General features: G+C 70.3%; 16 protein-coding genes. 14 read left to right on the top strand and 2 right to left on the bottom strand.

Annotated elements, in window-relative coordinates; genetic code table 11:
* Positions 1 to 10 precede the first annotated feature (10 nt).
* From FM125_RS02170 to FM125_RS02225, 12 genes are all read left to right on the top strand, one after another.
* Entirely contained in the window at positions 11 to 823 is an 813-nt protein-coding gene (locus FM125_RS02170) for an L-threonylcarbamoyladenylate synthase (RefSeq protein WP_087133513.1), read from the top strand.
* A 9-nt stretch (positions 824 to 832) separates the two neighbouring features.
* Entirely contained in the window at positions 833 to 1,972 is a 1,140-nt protein-coding gene (locus FM125_RS02175; protein ID WP_087133514.1) for an MraY family glycosyltransferase, read from the top strand.
* On the top strand, positions 1,969 to 2,388 hold the full coding sequence (locus FM125_RS02180) for a Cg1360 family ATP-synthase-associated protein (RefSeq protein ID WP_067189189.1): 420 nt from the start codon (positions 1,969 to 1,971) through the stop codon (positions 2,386 to 2,388). The genes FM125_RS02175 and FM125_RS02180 overlap by 4 nt, the downstream gene beginning before the upstream one ends.
* A gap of 279 nt (positions 2,389 to 2,667) precedes the next feature.
* Entirely contained in the window at positions 2,668 to 3,477 is an 810-nt protein-coding gene (atpB, locus tag FM125_RS02185; protein ID WP_087133515.1) for a F0F1 ATP synthase subunit A, read from the top strand.
* A 155-nt stretch (positions 3,478 to 3,632) separates the two neighbouring features.
* Complete coding sequence (locus FM125_RS02190) at positions 3,633 to 3,848, top strand: ATP synthase subunit C (protein WP_067189194.1); 216 nt, start codon at positions 3,633 to 3,635, stop codon at positions 3,846 to 3,848.
* A gap of 91 nt (positions 3,849 to 3,939) precedes the next feature.
* Positions 3,940 to 4,494 (top strand): F0F1 ATP synthase subunit B, encoded by a 555-nt coding sequence (locus tag FM125_RS02195; protein ID WP_067189196.1) that lies wholly within the window; start codon positions 3,940 to 3,942, stop codon positions 4,492 to 4,494.
* Positions 4,491 to 5,306: a F0F1 ATP synthase subunit delta gene (locus tag FM125_RS02200; RefSeq protein ID WP_087133516.1), complete on the top strand. Its 816-nt coding sequence runs from the start codon at positions 4,491 to 4,493 to the stop codon at positions 5,304 to 5,306. Before FM125_RS02195 ends, FM125_RS02200 begins: the two co-directional genes overlap by 4 nt.
* A gap of 96 nt (positions 5,307 to 5,402) precedes the next feature.
* Positions 5,403 to 7,037: a F0F1 ATP synthase subunit alpha gene (atpA, locus tag FM125_RS02205; protein ID WP_067189200.1), complete on the top strand. Its 1,635-nt coding sequence runs from the start codon at positions 5,403 to 5,405 to the stop codon at positions 7,035 to 7,037.
* A 74-nt stretch (positions 7,038 to 7,111) separates the two neighbouring features.
* Positions 7,112 to 8,005, top strand: coding sequence for a F0F1 ATP synthase subunit gamma (locus tag FM125_RS02210; protein WP_087133517.1), 894 nt, complete (start codon positions 7,112 to 7,114; stop codon positions 8,003 to 8,005).
* A 50-nt stretch (positions 8,006 to 8,055) separates the two neighbouring features.
* The gene (atpD, locus tag FM125_RS02215; protein ID WP_087133518.1) at positions 8,056 to 9,513 is read left to right on the top strand and encodes a F0F1 ATP synthase subunit beta; all 1,458 of its coding nucleotides are present in this window, start codon (positions 8,056 to 8,058) and stop codon (positions 9,511 to 9,513) included.
* A 5-nt stretch (positions 9,514 to 9,518) separates the two neighbouring features.
* Positions 9,519 to 9,794 (top strand): F0F1 ATP synthase subunit epsilon, encoded by a 276-nt coding sequence (locus tag FM125_RS02220; protein WP_087133519.1) that lies wholly within the window; start codon positions 9,519 to 9,521, stop codon positions 9,792 to 9,794.
* Positions 9,795 to 9,821: 27 nt separating this feature from the next.
* Positions 9,822 to 10,238: a DUF2550 family protein gene (locus FM125_RS02225; protein WP_087133520.1), complete on the top strand. Its 417-nt coding sequence runs from the start codon at positions 9,822 to 9,824 to the stop codon at positions 10,236 to 10,238.
* A gap of 101 nt (positions 10,239 to 10,339) precedes the next feature.
* Here the strand turns inward: FM125_RS02225 and nucS are convergent, their stop codons facing one another.
* Entirely contained in the window at positions 10,340 to 11,035 is a 696-nt protein-coding gene (nucS, locus tag FM125_RS02230) for an endonuclease NucS (protein ID WP_087133553.1), read from the bottom strand.
* An 81-nt stretch (positions 11,036 to 11,116) separates the two neighbouring features.
* On the opposite strand from nucS, the gene FM125_RS02235 reads away from it, so the two are divergent.
* A complete protein-coding gene (locus FM125_RS02235) occupies positions 11,117 to 11,464 on the top strand; it encodes a hypothetical protein (RefSeq protein WP_067188840.1) in 348 nt (115 codons plus the stop codon).
* Positions 11,465 to 11,519: 55 nt separating this feature from the next.
* On the opposite strand, the gene FM125_RS02240 is transcribed toward FM125_RS02235, so the two are convergent.
* Positions 11,520 to 12,860 (bottom strand): AI-2E family transporter, encoded by a 1,341-nt coding sequence (locus FM125_RS02240; protein ID WP_245829729.1) that lies wholly within the window; start codon positions 12,858 to 12,860, stop codon positions 11,520 to 11,522.
* A gap of 261 nt (positions 12,861 to 13,121) precedes the next feature.
* Between FM125_RS02240 and FM125_RS02245 the strand changes: the two genes are divergently transcribed.
* Positions 13,122 to 14,111: a co-chaperone YbbN gene (locus FM125_RS02245; protein ID WP_087133521.1), complete on the top strand. Its 990-nt coding sequence runs from the start codon at positions 13,122 to 13,124 to the stop codon at positions 14,109 to 14,111.
* Positions 14,112 to 14,225: the final 114 nt, after the last annotated feature.

The raw sequence follows: 14,225 nt of genomic DNA on the forward strand, positions 1-14,225 counted from the left end.
TGATGGAAGAATGGAACGCGTGAGTGAGCTGATCGACGTCACGGACACCACCGACCTTCACCACGCCGTGGAGCGTGCCCGGACGGCCCTGGGCAACCGCGAGTGCGTGGTGCTGCCGACCGACACCGTCTACGGCATCGGTGCGGACGCGTTCTCCCCGCTGGCCGTCGCCGTGCTGCTGGCCGCCAAGGGCCGAGGCCGCACCATGCCGCCGCCGGTGCTCATCGCGGACCGCAACGTGATGCAGGGCCTGGCGTACGACGTCCCCGAGGCCGCCGAGCAGCTGGCCGCCGAGCACTGGCCGGGGCCGCTCACCCTGATCCTCAAGTCCCAGCCGACCCTCACCTGGGACCTCGGTGAGACCCGCGGGACCGTGGCCCTGCGCGTGCCTGCCGACCCGGCCGCGCGCGAACTGCTCTACGCCGTGGGCCCGATGGCCGTCTCCTCCGCCAACCGCACCGGCATGGCCGCGGCCACCACCGTCCAGGAGGCCCAGGAGATGCTCGGCGAGACCGTCTCCGTCTACCTGGACGGCGGCCCGCGCGCCGAGAACACCCCGTCGACCATCGTCGACTGCACCGTCACCCCCTTCCGGGTCGCCCGCCAGGGCGCCCTGCCGCTCGAGGTGCTGCGCGAGACCGTCCCGGACCTGCTGGCCGAGGGCGAGGACGCCCCGCCGCCGGAGACCGCCACCCCCGCCGACCCGGGGACCTTCTCCGACATCGACCCCGCCGACGGCGTCCCCGCCCCGGGGAACGGGGGCGCCTCCGTGCCGGAGGAGGCCGCCGAGCCCGAGGCCGACGAACACCCGCCCCGGGACTGACCGTCCCCCATGCGTGCCTACGTCCTGGTCATCGCGGTCACGGCGCTCACCTGCCTGGTGACGACGCCGCTGATCCGCCAGGTCGCGCTCCGGGGCCGCGCCTACAGCCCGCACCGCACCCGCGACATGCACGTCCGCGCCGTCCCCAAGCTCGGCGGGGTGGCCATGGTCATGGCCGTGCTCCTGGGCATGACGGTCGCCGGCACCGTGCCCTTCCTCGACGGCATCTTCACCGACTCCGCCCCCGTCCGCGGGCTCCTCGCGGCGCTCGGCATCATCACGGTCCTCGGGATCGTGGACGACCTCTGGGACCTGCGCTGGTGGGCGAAGATGGCCGGGCAGATCGCCGCGGCCCTCGCGGTGGCGATGGGCGGCATCAGGGTCGAGGCCATGCCCTTCGCCTGGATCCCGGTCGGCAACGAGCCGATCCAGATCCTGCTGACCGTGTTCGTGATCGTGCTGACCATGAACGCCATCAACTTCGTGGACGGGCTGGACGGCCTCGCCGCGGGCGTCGCGCTGATCGGCGGGTCGGCCTTCTTCGTGTACTCGTACCTGCTGACCAGGACGATCAACGAGTTCGACTACTCGAATCTCGCGACGCTCATGATGGCGCTGCTCGTCGGGGCCGCCCTCGGGTTCCTGCCGTACAACGTCAGCCCGGCCAAGATCTTCATGGGAGAGGCCGGCGCCCTGCTCATCGGGCTGCTGCTGGCCACGGCCGCCGTCGCCGTGACCGCCGACGTCGACGCGCTGGACGGGTTCCGGTTCCGCAACGTGCCGGCCTACATGCCGATCCTGCTGCCGCTGGCCGTGCTCGCCCTGCCGCTGATCGACCTGACCGCGGCGGTGATCCGCCGCACCGCCCGCGGCTCAAGCCCGTTCTCCGCGGACCGCGGCCACCTCCACCACAAGCTCGTGGACGGCGGCTACACCCAGCCGCAGGCCGTGGCGCTGCTCTGGCTCTGGAGCTTCCTCGTCTCCTGGGGAGCGGTGTCCCTGAACTTCTTCGACGACCGCGTCGTCCTCCCGGTCCTGGCCGTGCTGCTGCTCGCCGCCGGGTACCTCACCCTGCACCCCATGGTGCGCCGCCGCCGAGGCGCGGCCGAGACCACCCCCGACGAGGTCGACCCCCAGGAGCTGCGATGACCGCCCGCCGACGACGAGCCCCGCGCGAGAACACCCGGGGCTGGTGGGGGATCCTCCTGGTCTCGGTGGCGGCCACCGCCGCGGCCGTCGCCGTCTGCGCGCTCGTGTCCGGCCTGATGCACGGGGGAGCGGCCGCCGCCTCCGCCGGCCTCGGCGGGGGACTGGTGCTGCTGCTGTCCGCGGTCACCCTCGCCCTCATCGCCTGGCTGTGGGACCGGCAGCGCGAGATGGTCATGGTGCTGAGCATCGGTGCATTCGTCCTCAAGATCGTGCTCTACGGCCTCGCACTCACCGTCGTCCCCCGACCGCCGTGGCTCGACGAGCTCGCCGCAGGGGTGGCCGCGCTCGTGGCGATCGTGGTCTGGCAGGCCGCGGAGGTGCTCGTGTTCGCACGCACCCGCCGCAGCATCTACTGACGCGTGAAACGGGTCCTGCGCCGCAGATCTGCGGGGCGGGCGTCGGGCCGGGCAGGCCATGCCCGAATGGGGTGAGCGCCACACTCCTGACGGCGTCTGCAGTTCGTTCGCGGGGGCATCTTTTTGGTATCGTTATCTCAGATCACAATCGACGGCCACAGGTGCCGCCGTGCGCGACCACATCTCCCCATGGCAGAGCCGCCGACCGTGGCCCTGACGTGCGCGGATGCGGGAGCCGGCAGCCGGGCTGTCGACGCATCACTGCCAGAGAGGACCCGCGTGCTTTCCCTCGTGCTCGCCAATGTCGCCAGCGCCGGCTTCATGCCGCCCAGCATCAGCGACGCCCACCTGCCGGAGATCCTGCCGTGGGGTGCCGAGTACGGCACCGGCTTCGGCAAGCAGATGCTGATGGTCATCCTGTCGATCGTCCTGATCTCCGGCTTCTTCATGCTGGCCATGCGCAAGCCGAAGCTGGTCCCGGGCAAGACCCAGTGGCTGGCCGAGTCGGGCTACTCCTTCGTGCGCAACTCCATCGCCAAGGACATCCTCGGAGAGAAGGACTTCAAGGCCTGGGTCCCGCTGCTGTTCGGCCTCTTCTTCTTCGTGCTGGTCAACAACATCTTCGGCGCGATCCCGCTGCTGCAGCTGCCGTCGTTCTCCCACGCCGGCGCCGCCTACGCCCTCGCCCTGATCGTCTACGTCATCTGGATCGGCGTCGGCATCCGCCACCACGGCCCGAAGTACTTCAAGCTGGCCGTCGTCCCGTCCGGCGTCCCGGGCTGGATCCTCCCGCTGCTCGTGCCGCTCGAGGTCATCTCGAACTTCATCGTGCGCCCGCTGACCCACTCCCTGCGTCTGATGGCGACCATGCTCGCCGGCCACATGATCGTGATGCTGGCCGGCACCGGTGCCGCCTACCTGATCATGGAGTCGGGCTCCCTCTTCCTGCAGGGCGCCGGTGTCCTGGCGATCATCGGCTCGGTCGCGCTGTACTTCCTCGAGCTGCTGATCATGTACCTGCAGGCCTTCGTGTTCACCCTGCTCACCGCGATCTACGTCCAGGGAGCGATCGCGGCGAACGACCACTGAGTTTTCCGGGGCCGGCAGCCTGAGCGCACCGGCCACGGAGCGGCGGCCGGCGGCCGCCACCCCACAGACGTCTCGATGCCGGTGACCGCCGGGCCACATCGGGAACACCCTCCGACCCTGCCGGGGACCGACTCCGGCATCGTGAAAGGAACACCATGGATCTCCACGGTTCTCTCAACATGATCGGCTACGGCCTGGCCTCCATCGGCTCCGCCATCGGCGTGGGCCTCATCTTCGCCGCCTACATCAACGGCGTCGCCCGCCAGCCGGAGGCCCAGCGCATCCTGCAGCCGATCGCCCTGCTCGGCTTCGCGCTGGCCGAGGCCCTCGCCATCTTGGGCCTGGTCTTCGCCTTCGTCATCGGCGCCTGACGCGCCCGTGTCCAGCGAGCGGTCGGCCGACCCGAGGGTCGGCCCGGCGGCTCCTCCTATTCAGGACTCATGACCGAAGGATGGTTGAAACATGATCAGCTCTGCACTGATCCTGGGCGCGGCTGAGGGTGCGAATCCTCTCGTTCCCAACCCGTGGGAGATGCTCGTCGTCGCGGTGGGCTTCGCCGTGCTGATGTTCATCGTCATCAAGTTCATCGTCCCGGCCCTCGAGAAGTCCTACCAGGACCGTGTCGAGGCGATCGAGGGCGGCCTGGCCAAGGCCGAGAAGGCCCAGGCCGAGGCGAACGCGATGATGGCGGACTACGAGCAGCAGCTCGCCGACGCCCGCCACGAGGCCAACCGCATCCGCGAGGAGGCCCGCACCGAGGGCGCTCAGATCGTCGCGGAGGCCAAGGAGCGTGCTCAGGCCGAGGCGAACCGCATCACCGAGCAGGCCCACACCCAGATCGCCGCTGACCGCGCCCAGGCTGCCACCCAGCTGCGCACCGAGGTCGGCACCCTGGCCACCACGCTGGCCGGCAAGATCGTGGGCGAGTCCCTGGACGACGACGCCCGCTCCCAGCGAGTGGTCGACCGATTCCTGGCTGATCTCGACAAGCACCAGAACGCAGGTGTGTCCGAATGATGACCGGTGCATCGAGGGACTCCCTGGCCGCTGCCCTCCAGGCGGCGGAGCCGGTGCTGAACGAGGGCGGCGTCGCCCTGGCCCGTGAGCTCTTCGGCGCCCTGGACGTCATGGACGAGCACGGTGCCGTGCGTCGCGCGCTGACCGACCCGGCCTGGACGACCGAGCGCCGTCACGGCCTCGTCGACTCCCTGTTCGGCACCCGGGTGACCCCCGGTGCGCTGCAGGTCCTGAAGGATCTGGCCGGTCGTCGCTGGTCGGCTGAGCGGGATCTCGGCGACGCCCTGGAGGTCGTGGCCTCCCATGCCGCGGCCGCCGAGGCCGAGCGCGGCGGGCACGAGGGCCTTGCGGGCCTGTCCCGCGAGCTGCTCGGCTTCAACCGCACCGCCGACTCCTCGCACGAGGTGCAGTGGGCGCTGACCGACCAGCAGGCCCCCGCCGAGGCCCGTGTGGCCCTGGCGCACCGCCTGCTGGGCAAGGACGCCACCGAGCCGGGCAAGCTGCTCGTGGAGCGGGCCGTCAAGGCTCCCCGCGGCCGCAAGCCCTTCCGCGCCGTGCGCGACTGTGCTGACGTCGTGGCAGACCGTCAGCGTCAGTGGATCGCCGACGTCACCGTCGCCAAGCCCCTGGACGAGACCCAGCAGGATCGCCTGGCCCAGGGCCTGAGCCGCGCCTTCGGTCGCGAGCTCGTCCTGGACATGACCGTCGACCCCACCGTGGTGGGCGGCATCCGCGTGCAGGTGGGCGACGACGTGATCGACGCGTCCATGTCGAGCCGACTCAACGACCTCCAGCGCCGGATGGCCGGCTGACCCGAGGGTCGGCCGCACCGGGGACGGAACACTTACGAACCGCTGCATCATCGTCACGTCGATGATCGCCAAAGCAACAGAGAGCAGGGACTGCAGATGGCCGAACTGACCATCAACGCTGACGATGTCCGCAATGCCTTGAACGACTTCGCGGCATCCTACGAACCGACCGGCGGAGACCGCACCGAGGTGGGCCACGTGCTCACCGCCGCGGACGGCATCGCCCGTGTGGAGGGCCTGCCCTCCGTCATGGCGAACGAGCTCCTCCGTTTCGAGAACGGCACCCTGGGCCTGGCCCAGAACCTCGACACCCGTGAGATCGGCGTCGTCGTGCTGGGCGAGTTCCAGCAGATCCGCGAGGGCATGGAGGTCCACCGCACCGGCGAGATCCTCTCGGTCCCGGTCGGCGACGGCTTCATGGGCCGCGTCGTGGACCCGCTGGGCCAGCCGCTGGACGACCTGGGCCCGATCGAGGCCGAGGGCCGCCGTGCCCTCGAGCTGCAGGCGCCGACCGTGACCGAACGCAAGTCGGTGCACGAGCCGCTGCAGACCGGCATCAAGGCGATCGACGCCATGATCCCGATCGGCCGTGGCCAGCGCCAGCTGATCATCGGCGACCGCCAGACCGGCAAGACCGCCATCGCGGTCGACACCATCCTGAACCAGAAGGCCAACTGGGAGTCCGGCGATCCGGAGAAGCAGGTCCGCTGCGTCTACGTCGCCGTCGGCCAGAAGGCCTCCACCATCGCCGGTGTGCGCGCCACCCTCGAGGAGCAGGGTGCGCTGGAGTACACCACCATCGTGGCGTCCCCGGCCTCCGACCCGGCGGGCTTCAAGTACCTAGCCCCGTACGCCGGCTCGGCCATCGGCCAGCACTGGATGTACGGCGGCAAGCACGTCCTGATCATCTTCGACGACCTGTCGAAGCAGGCCGAGGCCTACCGCGCCGTCTCCCTCCTCCTCCGCCGTCCCCCGGGACGCGAGGCCTACCCGGGCGACGTGTTCTACCTGCACTCCCGGCTGCTCGAGCGCTGCGCGAAGCTGTCCGACGAGATGGGCGCCGGCTCCATGACCGGTCTGCCGATCATCGAGACCAAGGCGAACGACGTGTCGGCCTACATCCCGACCAACGTCATCTCCATCACCGACGGGCAGATCTTCCTGCAGTCGGACCTGTTCAACGCGAACCAGCGTCCGGCCGTGGACGTCGGCATCTCCGTGTCCCGCGTGGGCGGCGCCGCCCAGGTGAAGGCCATGAAGAAGGTCTCCGGCACCCTGAAACTGGACCTGGCCCAGTACCGCGACATGCAGGCGTTCTCCATGTTCGCCTCTGACCTGGACCCGGCCACCCGCCGCCAGCTCGCCCGCGGTGAGCGCCTCATGGAGCTCCTGAAGCAGCCGCAGTACATGCCGTACCCGGTCGAGGAGCAGGTCGTGTCGATCTGGGCCGGTTCCAAGGGCCACCTCGACGAGGTGGCCGTGGACGACGTCCTCCGCTTCGAGCGTGAATTCATCGACCACCTGCGCCGCAAGGACGTGGCGCTCGGTGCGATCGGCTCCACCGGCAAGCTCGAGGACGACACCCTCGAGGTCCTGACCTCGGAGATCGAGGAGTTCAAGAAGAACTTCGAGCCCTCGGGCAAGGACGGCGTCGCCGCCGGCAACGAGGAGCACCAGGCGATCGACGAGGATCAGGTCGCGCAGGAGCAGATCACCAAGCAGAAGCGCTGACCGCAGAGGATCAGTGAGCGGCCCGGCGTCATGCCGGCGCCGGGCCGCCGCCCCTCCGCCAGGAAAGGACCACCATGGGAGCCCAGATCCGGGTCTACCGTCAGAAGATCGCATCGACCTCGTCGATGAAGAAGATCTTCAAGGCGATGGAACTGATCGCCACGTCCCGCATCACGAAGGCACGCGAGCGGGTCAACCAGTCGCTGCCGTACGCGAACGCGATCACGCGCGCCGTCTCCGCAGTCTCGTCCCAGCACGACATCGACCACGTGCTGACCACCGAGCCGGAGAACCCGACCCGGGCCGCCGTGCTGATCATGTCCTCCGACCGCGGCCTGGCCGGCGCCTACTCGGCGAACGTCCTGCGCAAGTCGGAGGAGCTCATCCAGCGCCTCACCGACGAGGGTAAGGAGATCGACCTCTACGTGCTCGGCCGCAAGGCCCAGGGCTACCTGGACTTCCGCAGCCGCGAGTACGTCAAGGTGTGGACCGGCCAGACCGACTCCCCGGTCGCCGAGCGTGCCAAGGAAATCGGCGAGACCCTTGTGGACGCGTTCCTCAAGGACACCGCCGCCGGCGGCGTGGACGAGATCCACGTGGTCTTCACCGAGTTCGTCTCGCTCGTCAAGCAGAATCCGTCGGTCGTGCGCCTGCTTCCCCTCGAGGTCGTCGAGGAGCAGGTCACCGACCCGGACGACGTCCTCCCGCTGTACGAGTACGAGCCGGACGCGGAGCAGGTCCTGGACGCCCTCCTGCCGAAGTACATCGAGTCCCGCATCTTCAACGCGATGCTGCAGGCCGCCGCCTCGGAGCTGGCCAACCGCCAGCGCGCGATGAAGTCGGCGGGCGACAACGCCACGAACCTCATCAAGGACTACACGCTCCTGATGAACAACGCTCGACAGGCGGAGATCACGCAGGAGCTCACCGAGCTCATCGCCGGTGCAGACGCGCTCAACAACTCCTGAGCGCAGACGCCATCCGACCCGCCATCCACACACGATAAGAAGTGAGAGAGATGACTGCCACCATCAACGATCAGGGCACCGGGGCCTCCACCGGCGGTGCCATCGGGCGCGTCGCCCGCGTCATCGGTCCGGTGATCGATGCCGAGTTCCCCGCCAACGCCATGCCGGAGATCTACAACGCGCTGACTGCTGAGCTGACCCTCAACGGCCAGACCCGCGTCGTGACCTTCGAGGTCGCCCAGCACCTGGGCGACAACATGGTCCGCGCGATCTCCCTGCAGTCCACCGACGGTCTCGTCCGCGGCGCCCAGGTCACCGACACGGGTGCACCGATCTCCGTGCCGGTCGGCGACGTGGTCAAGGGCCACCTGTTCAACGTGCTGGGCGAGACCCTGGACACCCCGATCGACTCGCTCGACGTGACCGAGCGCTGGCCGATCCACCGCGCCGCCCCGTCCTTCGCCGCCCTTGAGGGCTCCACCGAGATGCTGGAGACCGGCATCAAGGTGATCGACCTGCTGACCCCCTACATCAAGGGCGGCAAGATCGGTCTGTTCGGCGGTGCGGGTGTGGGCAAGACCGTGCTCATCCAGGAGATGATCACCCGTGTGGCCCGCAACTTCGGCGGCACCTCCGTGTTCGCCGGCGTCGGCGAGCGCACCCGTGAGGGCAACGACCTCTGGGTCGAGATGGACGAGGCCGACGTGCTCAAGGACACCGCCCTGGTGTTCGGCCAGATGGACGAGCCGCCGGGAACCCGTCTGCGCGTGGCCCTGTCCGCGCTGACCATGGCGGAGTACTTCCGCGATGTGCAGAACCAGGACGTGCTGCTGTTCATCGACAACATCTTCCGCTTCTCCCAGGCCGGCTCCGAGGTCTCCACCCTGCTGGGCCGCATGCCCTCCGCGGTGGGCTACCAGCCGAACCTGGCGGACGAGATGGGTGTGCTGCAGGAGCGCATCACCTCGACTCGCGGCCACTCCATCACCTCGATGCAGGCTGTGTACGTCCCCGCGGACGACTACACCGACCCGGCCCCGGCCAACGTGTTCGCCCACCTGGACGCCACCACCAACCTGACCCGTGACCTCGCTTCGCGTGGTCTGTACCCGGCCGTGGATCCGCTGGCATCGACCTCGCGCATCCTCGACCCGCAGTACGTGGGCCAGGACCACTACGACACCGCGATCCGCGTGAAGCAGATCCTGCAGAAGAACAAGGAGCTGCAGGACATCATCGCGATCCTCGGCGTCGACGAGCTCGGCGAGGAGGACAAGATCACCGTGGCGCGCGCCCGCAAGATCGAGCAGTTCCTCTCGCAGAACACCTACACCGCGAAGCAGTTCACCGGTGTCGAGGGCTCGACCGTGCCGATCAAGGACACCGTCGAGGGCTTCAAGGCCATCTGCGACGGCGACGTCGACCACATCGCCGAGCAGGCCTTCTACAACGTCGGCGGCATGGACGACGTCGAGCGCGAGTGGGCCAAGATCCAGGCTGAGGGCTGATCGTCATGGCAGAGCTGAAGGTGGAGATCGTCTCCGAGGAGCGCTCCGTGTGGAACGGCACCGCCTCGGCGGTGTCCGCACGGACGATCGACGGTGAGATCGGCATCCTGCCCGGCCACACCCCGCTGCTCGCCGTGCTCGGCGACGGCGAGGTCGTGCTCCGCACCACGGACGGCTCCACGGTGACGGCTCACGCCGCCGGTGGATTCTTCTCCGTGGACAACGACCAGGTCGTCATCGCTGCCACCAGCGCCCGCATGGGCTCTGGGAAGCAGGACTGACGCGCTCACCCGCTGGGATCCAAACGCATGAAGGGCCCGGTGCTGGTGATCGCCGCAGTGGCGGCAGGAGCGATCCTGCTGGCCGTGTGGCTGATCCGGCACCGGGCCCTCATGGCGTCTGCGGGGACCTTCCCCGCGGTCGGCACCGACCGCCGGGGCCGGCGTCACCGCGTCGTCGGGCAGTACGACGACGACACCCTGCGGCTGTTCCGCAGCTACTCCTGCAAGGTGCGGCCCGTCTGGTCAGCCCAGCGCTGCGGCATGGACCTGGAACGGGTGCAGGCCGACGACCTTCCGGAGACCGCCGTGCGCGTGCGGGTCACCGACTCCACGGCGAGCTTTACGCTGGACCTGGACCCCGCCGATGCCCCCGGCCTGCGCGCCTGGATCGAGGCCGGCCCGTCCCAGGCGGTCCAGCCCTGGTGGAACTCCGGCCGCCTCTGAGCGGCGCGCTGTCCCCGGTGCCGCAGGCCTGTGGCACGCAGTGGTCGGGCCTGCGTCGTGGACGGGCCCTCTCCTGTCCGCGGCTCCGGGCGGCAGCGGCGTCAGAACAGGCGGGCCTCGGCGTCGTCCACGCCGCGCATGGCGTCGTAGTCCAGGGTCACGCAGCGGATGCCGCGGTCCTCGGCAAGTGTCCGTGCCTGCGGCTTGATCTGCTGGGCGGCGAACACGCCCGTCACCGGGGCGAGCAGAGGATCGCGGTTCATCAGCTCGAGGTAGCGGGTGAGCTGCTCCACCCCGTCGATGTCCCCGCGGCGCTTCAGCTCCACGGCCACGGTCGCGCCCTCGCCGTCACGGGCCAGGATGTCCACGGGGCCGATCGCCGTCATGTACTCGCGGCGGACCAGGGTCCAGCCGTCGCCGAGCGTGGTGATCTGTTCGGCGAGCAGGCGCTGCAGGTCCGCCTCGACGCCGTCCTTCACGAGCCCGGGGTCCACGCCCAGGTCGTGATGGGTGTCCGAGTGGATCTGTTCGAGCAGGACGACCAGGCGGTCGTCGCTCTTCTGCGCCTGTACCCGCCAGACCTGCTCGATGCCCTGAGCGGCCTGGTCCGCGGTCGGCTCCTCCACATGGAGGGTGGCCGGAGGGCTCATCCAGTTCAGGGGCTTGTAGGAGCCGCCGTCGGAGTGCACCAGCACCGAGCCGTCGGCTTTTACCATGAGCAGGCGGGTCGCGGTGGGCAGGTGGGCGTTGAGACGGCCCTCGTAGGTCACGGAGCAGCGGGCAATGACGAGACGCACCCGGCCAGTGTAGTGGGAGAGCACGGCCTCGCTCCGGGCCTCGCTCCGGGCCTCACGCCGGGTGTGTGCGAGCATGGAGCCATGCCCCGTTCCCCGCAGCGCCGCCGTCGCGGCGGCTCCTCCCGTGCGCGCCCGCCCGGCGGCCGGAATCCCGTCGGCCCCGGCCGCGCGGATCGGCTTGAGGAGCTGCTGGGCCTGGACACCGGCTACAGCCACCAGACGGGATCGGACGGGGGCTGGCATGTGCGGCAGGTCCCGGCTTGGCGTGCGGTGAAGGACTACACCTGTCCGGGCTGTGGGCGTCGGATCCCGCAGGGGGCCGCACACCTGGTGGCCTGGCGCAGTGACTGGATCATGGGGGACGAGGACGCCGGGGCGGAACGCCGCCACTGGCATCCGGTCTGCTGGCGGACGCGTCACTCGCGTTGAGACGGGGCCGTTACAGCGTCTCCTCGCCCGGCGCCGAGCGGCTGCGCCCGGCGCCTCAGCGACGGTCCTGGCGCGGGATGTACACCTCCCGCACCAGGATCATGACGGCGGCGGCGGTCGGGATCGCCATGAGGGCTCCCAGCACGCCGAGCAGCGTGCCTCCGGCGATCACGGCGATCACGGCCATGGAGGCCGGCACGGCGACGGCACGGGCCATGACCCTGGGGGAGACCACGTAGGCCTCGATCTGCAGGTAGACGAAGTAGATGGCGGCGAAGAGGGCCGCGGTCTGCCAGTCCACGGTCAGGCAGATGCCCGTGATGATGAGACCGCCGATCATGGCGCCCACCAGCGGGATGAACGCCGTCATGCCGGCGAAGAACGCCAGCAGCGCGGCATAGGGTGTGCCGGCGATCGACATCGCCACGAAGGCCACCGTGCCGTTGAGCAGGGCCACGAAGGACTGGCCCATGACGTAGTGGCCCACGGAGGAGGTGATCTTCTCCGCCAGGTATTCCACGCGGACGCGGCGCGAACGCGGCGCCAGGCGGTAGAGCCAGTACTTCATGGCCGGCAGCGAGGCCAGGAAGTACAGGGTCAGCACGAGCACCACGAGCGTGGAGAACGCCGTGTTGATCAGGAACTGCCCCAGTCCCACGAGCCCTCCGAAGACCTGGCTCCAGGCGTTCTGGTCCTGGACGAGCTTCTCCACCTGGCTGTCCACGGCGTCGCGGATCTGGAACTCTCGATCCAGGTCGTGGAAGATCGCCGAGCCCATGACGTCCTCCACGATCTGCGGCACGGCGTTGACGAACTCTGCGGACTGCTCCACCACCGTCGGCACCAGCAGCGACAGGAACGCGGCGGCCAGTCCGGCCAGTCCGAGGACGGCCGCGAGCACGCCGACCGGGCGCGGGGCGCCCCAGGACTCGATCTTCCGCACGATCGGGTCCAGGCCCAGCGCGATGAACAGCGCGGCCAGGATCCAGACGATGAGCTCCCAGTTGGCCGAGAGCATCCAGAAGATCAGCAGCGCCAGGCCGACCCCGGCCGTGAGCAGGAAGCCGGAGGTGACCGGGGCACGGAGGACGACGGCCGGTGCCCCGTCTCCCACGCGCTCGCCCGGGGCATCCGCACGGCCGGTCACGACGTCGGCGCCCGCCTGCGCGGTGACGCCGCCGGGCTCCGTGGCCGGCTCCGGCACGTCGTCGACCGTGAACTCCATGCGGCGGGGGCGGGGGAGCCGGCGGCCGAGGCGGCGCAGGGTGTCTCCGCGCCGGGCCGCACGCACGGCTCGGGAGGCCCGTCGGCCGTCCTGTCGTTCCGTCGCGGCACGGGTCTGTGCTTCGGCGGCCGTCGGGACCTCGGATCCGCTGCGCTGGTGCTGTTCGTCCACGCGGTCAGGGTACGCCAGCCGGTGGCCCGGACCACACCGGGTCTCACCCGGTCCTCAGGATGCCGGACGGTGCCCCGACCCGCCGTGCACGCTGTCGGCGAATCCGCCCTCGCGTCTCTCGGCAGCGCCGGGGCACGGCGCTACCGTGGGACTCCACAGCCGTCTGAGCCTGACGGAGGTCCGCGTCCGTCGGCACAGACGGCGGAGACCCCGCCCCCTGATGAGATGACCCCGCCCCCTGATGAAAGGACCCGCTCCGCCATGAGCACCCCGCACGCCGAGCAGCCGTCCGGCGCAGACCGCCTGCGCGGCGCCGTCGACCTGTCCTCCCTGGCCGCTCCGGGCACGGCGCCCGGCGGTGGGCCGGGCGCCTCCGCCCCGGGGACGTCGTCGCCCGCCGCCGCAGATGCCGCATCGGAGGGCTCGTGGGTGATCGAGCAGGCCGACCAGCAGGTGCTGCAGCAGCTCGTGCAGCTGTCCGCCCAGGTGCCGGTCGTCGTGCTGCTGCACGTGCCGGGGGACGAGACCTCGGAGCAGCTGCACACGCAGTTCGCGGACGCGGTGGACGGCCAGGCCGGTCGCCTCGTCATGGGACGTGTGGACGTCGCGGCCGAGCCCCAGCTGCTGCAGGCGTTCGGCCTGCAGGCCGGCCCGGCCGTCCTGGCCCTGGTGGCCGGCCAGCCGGTGCCGTTGGCCAACCAGGTCCTGCCCGCCGACGCGCTGGAGAAGCTCCTCGGGGAGATCCAGCAGGTGGCGCGGCAGAACGGCGTCTCCGGCCAGGTTCCGCCCGTGGCCCCGGCACGCGCCGGGGCCGGGCAGCAGGCCTCCGCGACGCCGGTGCCGCCGCTGCATCGTCAGGCCCAGGAGGCCTTGGCCGCCGGCGACTGGGAGGCCGCCGTGGGCGCCTGGGAGAAGGCCCTCAATGACAACCCTGCGGACACCGCCGCCCAGCAGGGCCTGGCCTCCGCGAAGCTCATGCGCCGCACCGCGGACATGGACGCCGCGGCCGTGCGCCAGGCCGGCGCGGAGAATCCGGACGACGTGGCCGCCCAGGCCGCCGTCGCGGACCTGGACCTGCTCGGCGGCCATGTGGAGGACGCCTTCCAACGCCTGGTCCGCTTCATCGCCCTGCACCCCGGCGAGGACCGCGAGCCGGCCCGCGCGCACCTGGTGGACCTCTACACCGTGGTCGGATCGGACGACCCGCGCGTCCAGGCCTCTCGCCGCAAGCTCGCCTCCGCGCTCTTCTGAGCCCGTCGGCTCCTCACGGAGCCGGCGTCCCGACGACGGCCGTCGGCCTGCCGAGGCGGGCGGCCGTCATCGTGCCCGGCGGGGCCGAGACGACGGGGAGGCGAGGCTCCGCTG

Origin of the sequence: Micrococcus lylae (genome assembly GCF_900163825.1) — a bacterium.
Lineage (GTDB): Bacteria > Actinomycetota > Actinomycetes > Actinomycetales > Micrococcaceae > Micrococcus > Micrococcus lylae.

What these genes read in the sequence shown, in the direction of transcription:
- FM125_RS02170 (WP_087133513.1), top strand. Translation starts at nt 11, where the DNA reads ATGGAACGCGTGAGTGAGCTGATCGACGTCACGGACACCACCGACCTT.
- FM125_RS02175 (WP_087133514.1), top strand. Translation starts at nt 833, where the DNA reads ATGCGTGCCTACGTCCTGGTCATCGCGGTCACGGCGCTCACCTGCCTG.
- FM125_RS02180 (WP_067189189.1), top strand. Translation starts at nt 1,969, where the DNA reads ATGACCGCCCGCCGACGACGAGCCCCGCGCGAGAACACCCGGGGCTGG.
- FM125_RS02190 (WP_067189194.1), top strand. Translation starts at nt 3,633, where the DNA reads ATGGATCTCCACGGTTCTCTCAACATGATCGGCTACGGCCTGGCCTCC.
- FM125_RS02195 (WP_067189196.1), top strand. Translation starts at nt 3,940, where the DNA reads ATGATCAGCTCTGCACTGATCCTGGGCGCGGCTGAGGGTGCGAATCCT.
- FM125_RS02200 (WP_087133516.1), top strand. Translation starts at nt 4,491, where the DNA reads ATGATGACCGGTGCATCGAGGGACTCCCTGGCCGCTGCCCTCCAGGCG.
- atpA (WP_067189200.1), top strand. Translation starts at nt 5,403, where the DNA reads ATGGCCGAACTGACCATCAACGCTGACGATGTCCGCAATGCCTTGAAC.
- FM125_RS02210 (WP_087133517.1), top strand. Translation starts at nt 7,112, where the DNA reads ATGGGAGCCCAGATCCGGGTCTACCGTCAGAAGATCGCATCGACCTCG.
- atpD (WP_087133518.1), top strand. Translation starts at nt 8,056, where the DNA reads ATGACTGCCACCATCAACGATCAGGGCACCGGGGCCTCCACCGGCGGT.
- FM125_RS02220 (WP_087133519.1), top strand. Translation starts at nt 9,519, where the DNA reads ATGGCAGAGCTGAAGGTGGAGATCGTCTCCGAGGAGCGCTCCGTGTGG.
- FM125_RS02225 (WP_087133520.1), top strand. Translation starts at nt 9,822, where the DNA reads ATGAAGGGCCCGGTGCTGGTGATCGCCGCAGTGGCGGCAGGAGCGATC.
- FM125_RS02235 (WP_067188840.1), top strand. Translation starts at nt 11,117, where the DNA reads ATGCCCCGTTCCCCGCAGCGCCGCCGTCGCGGCGGCTCCTCCCGTGCG.
- FM125_RS02245 (WP_087133521.1), top strand. Translation starts at nt 13,122, where the DNA reads ATGAGCACCCCGCACGCCGAGCAGCCGTCCGGCGCAGACCGCCTGCGC.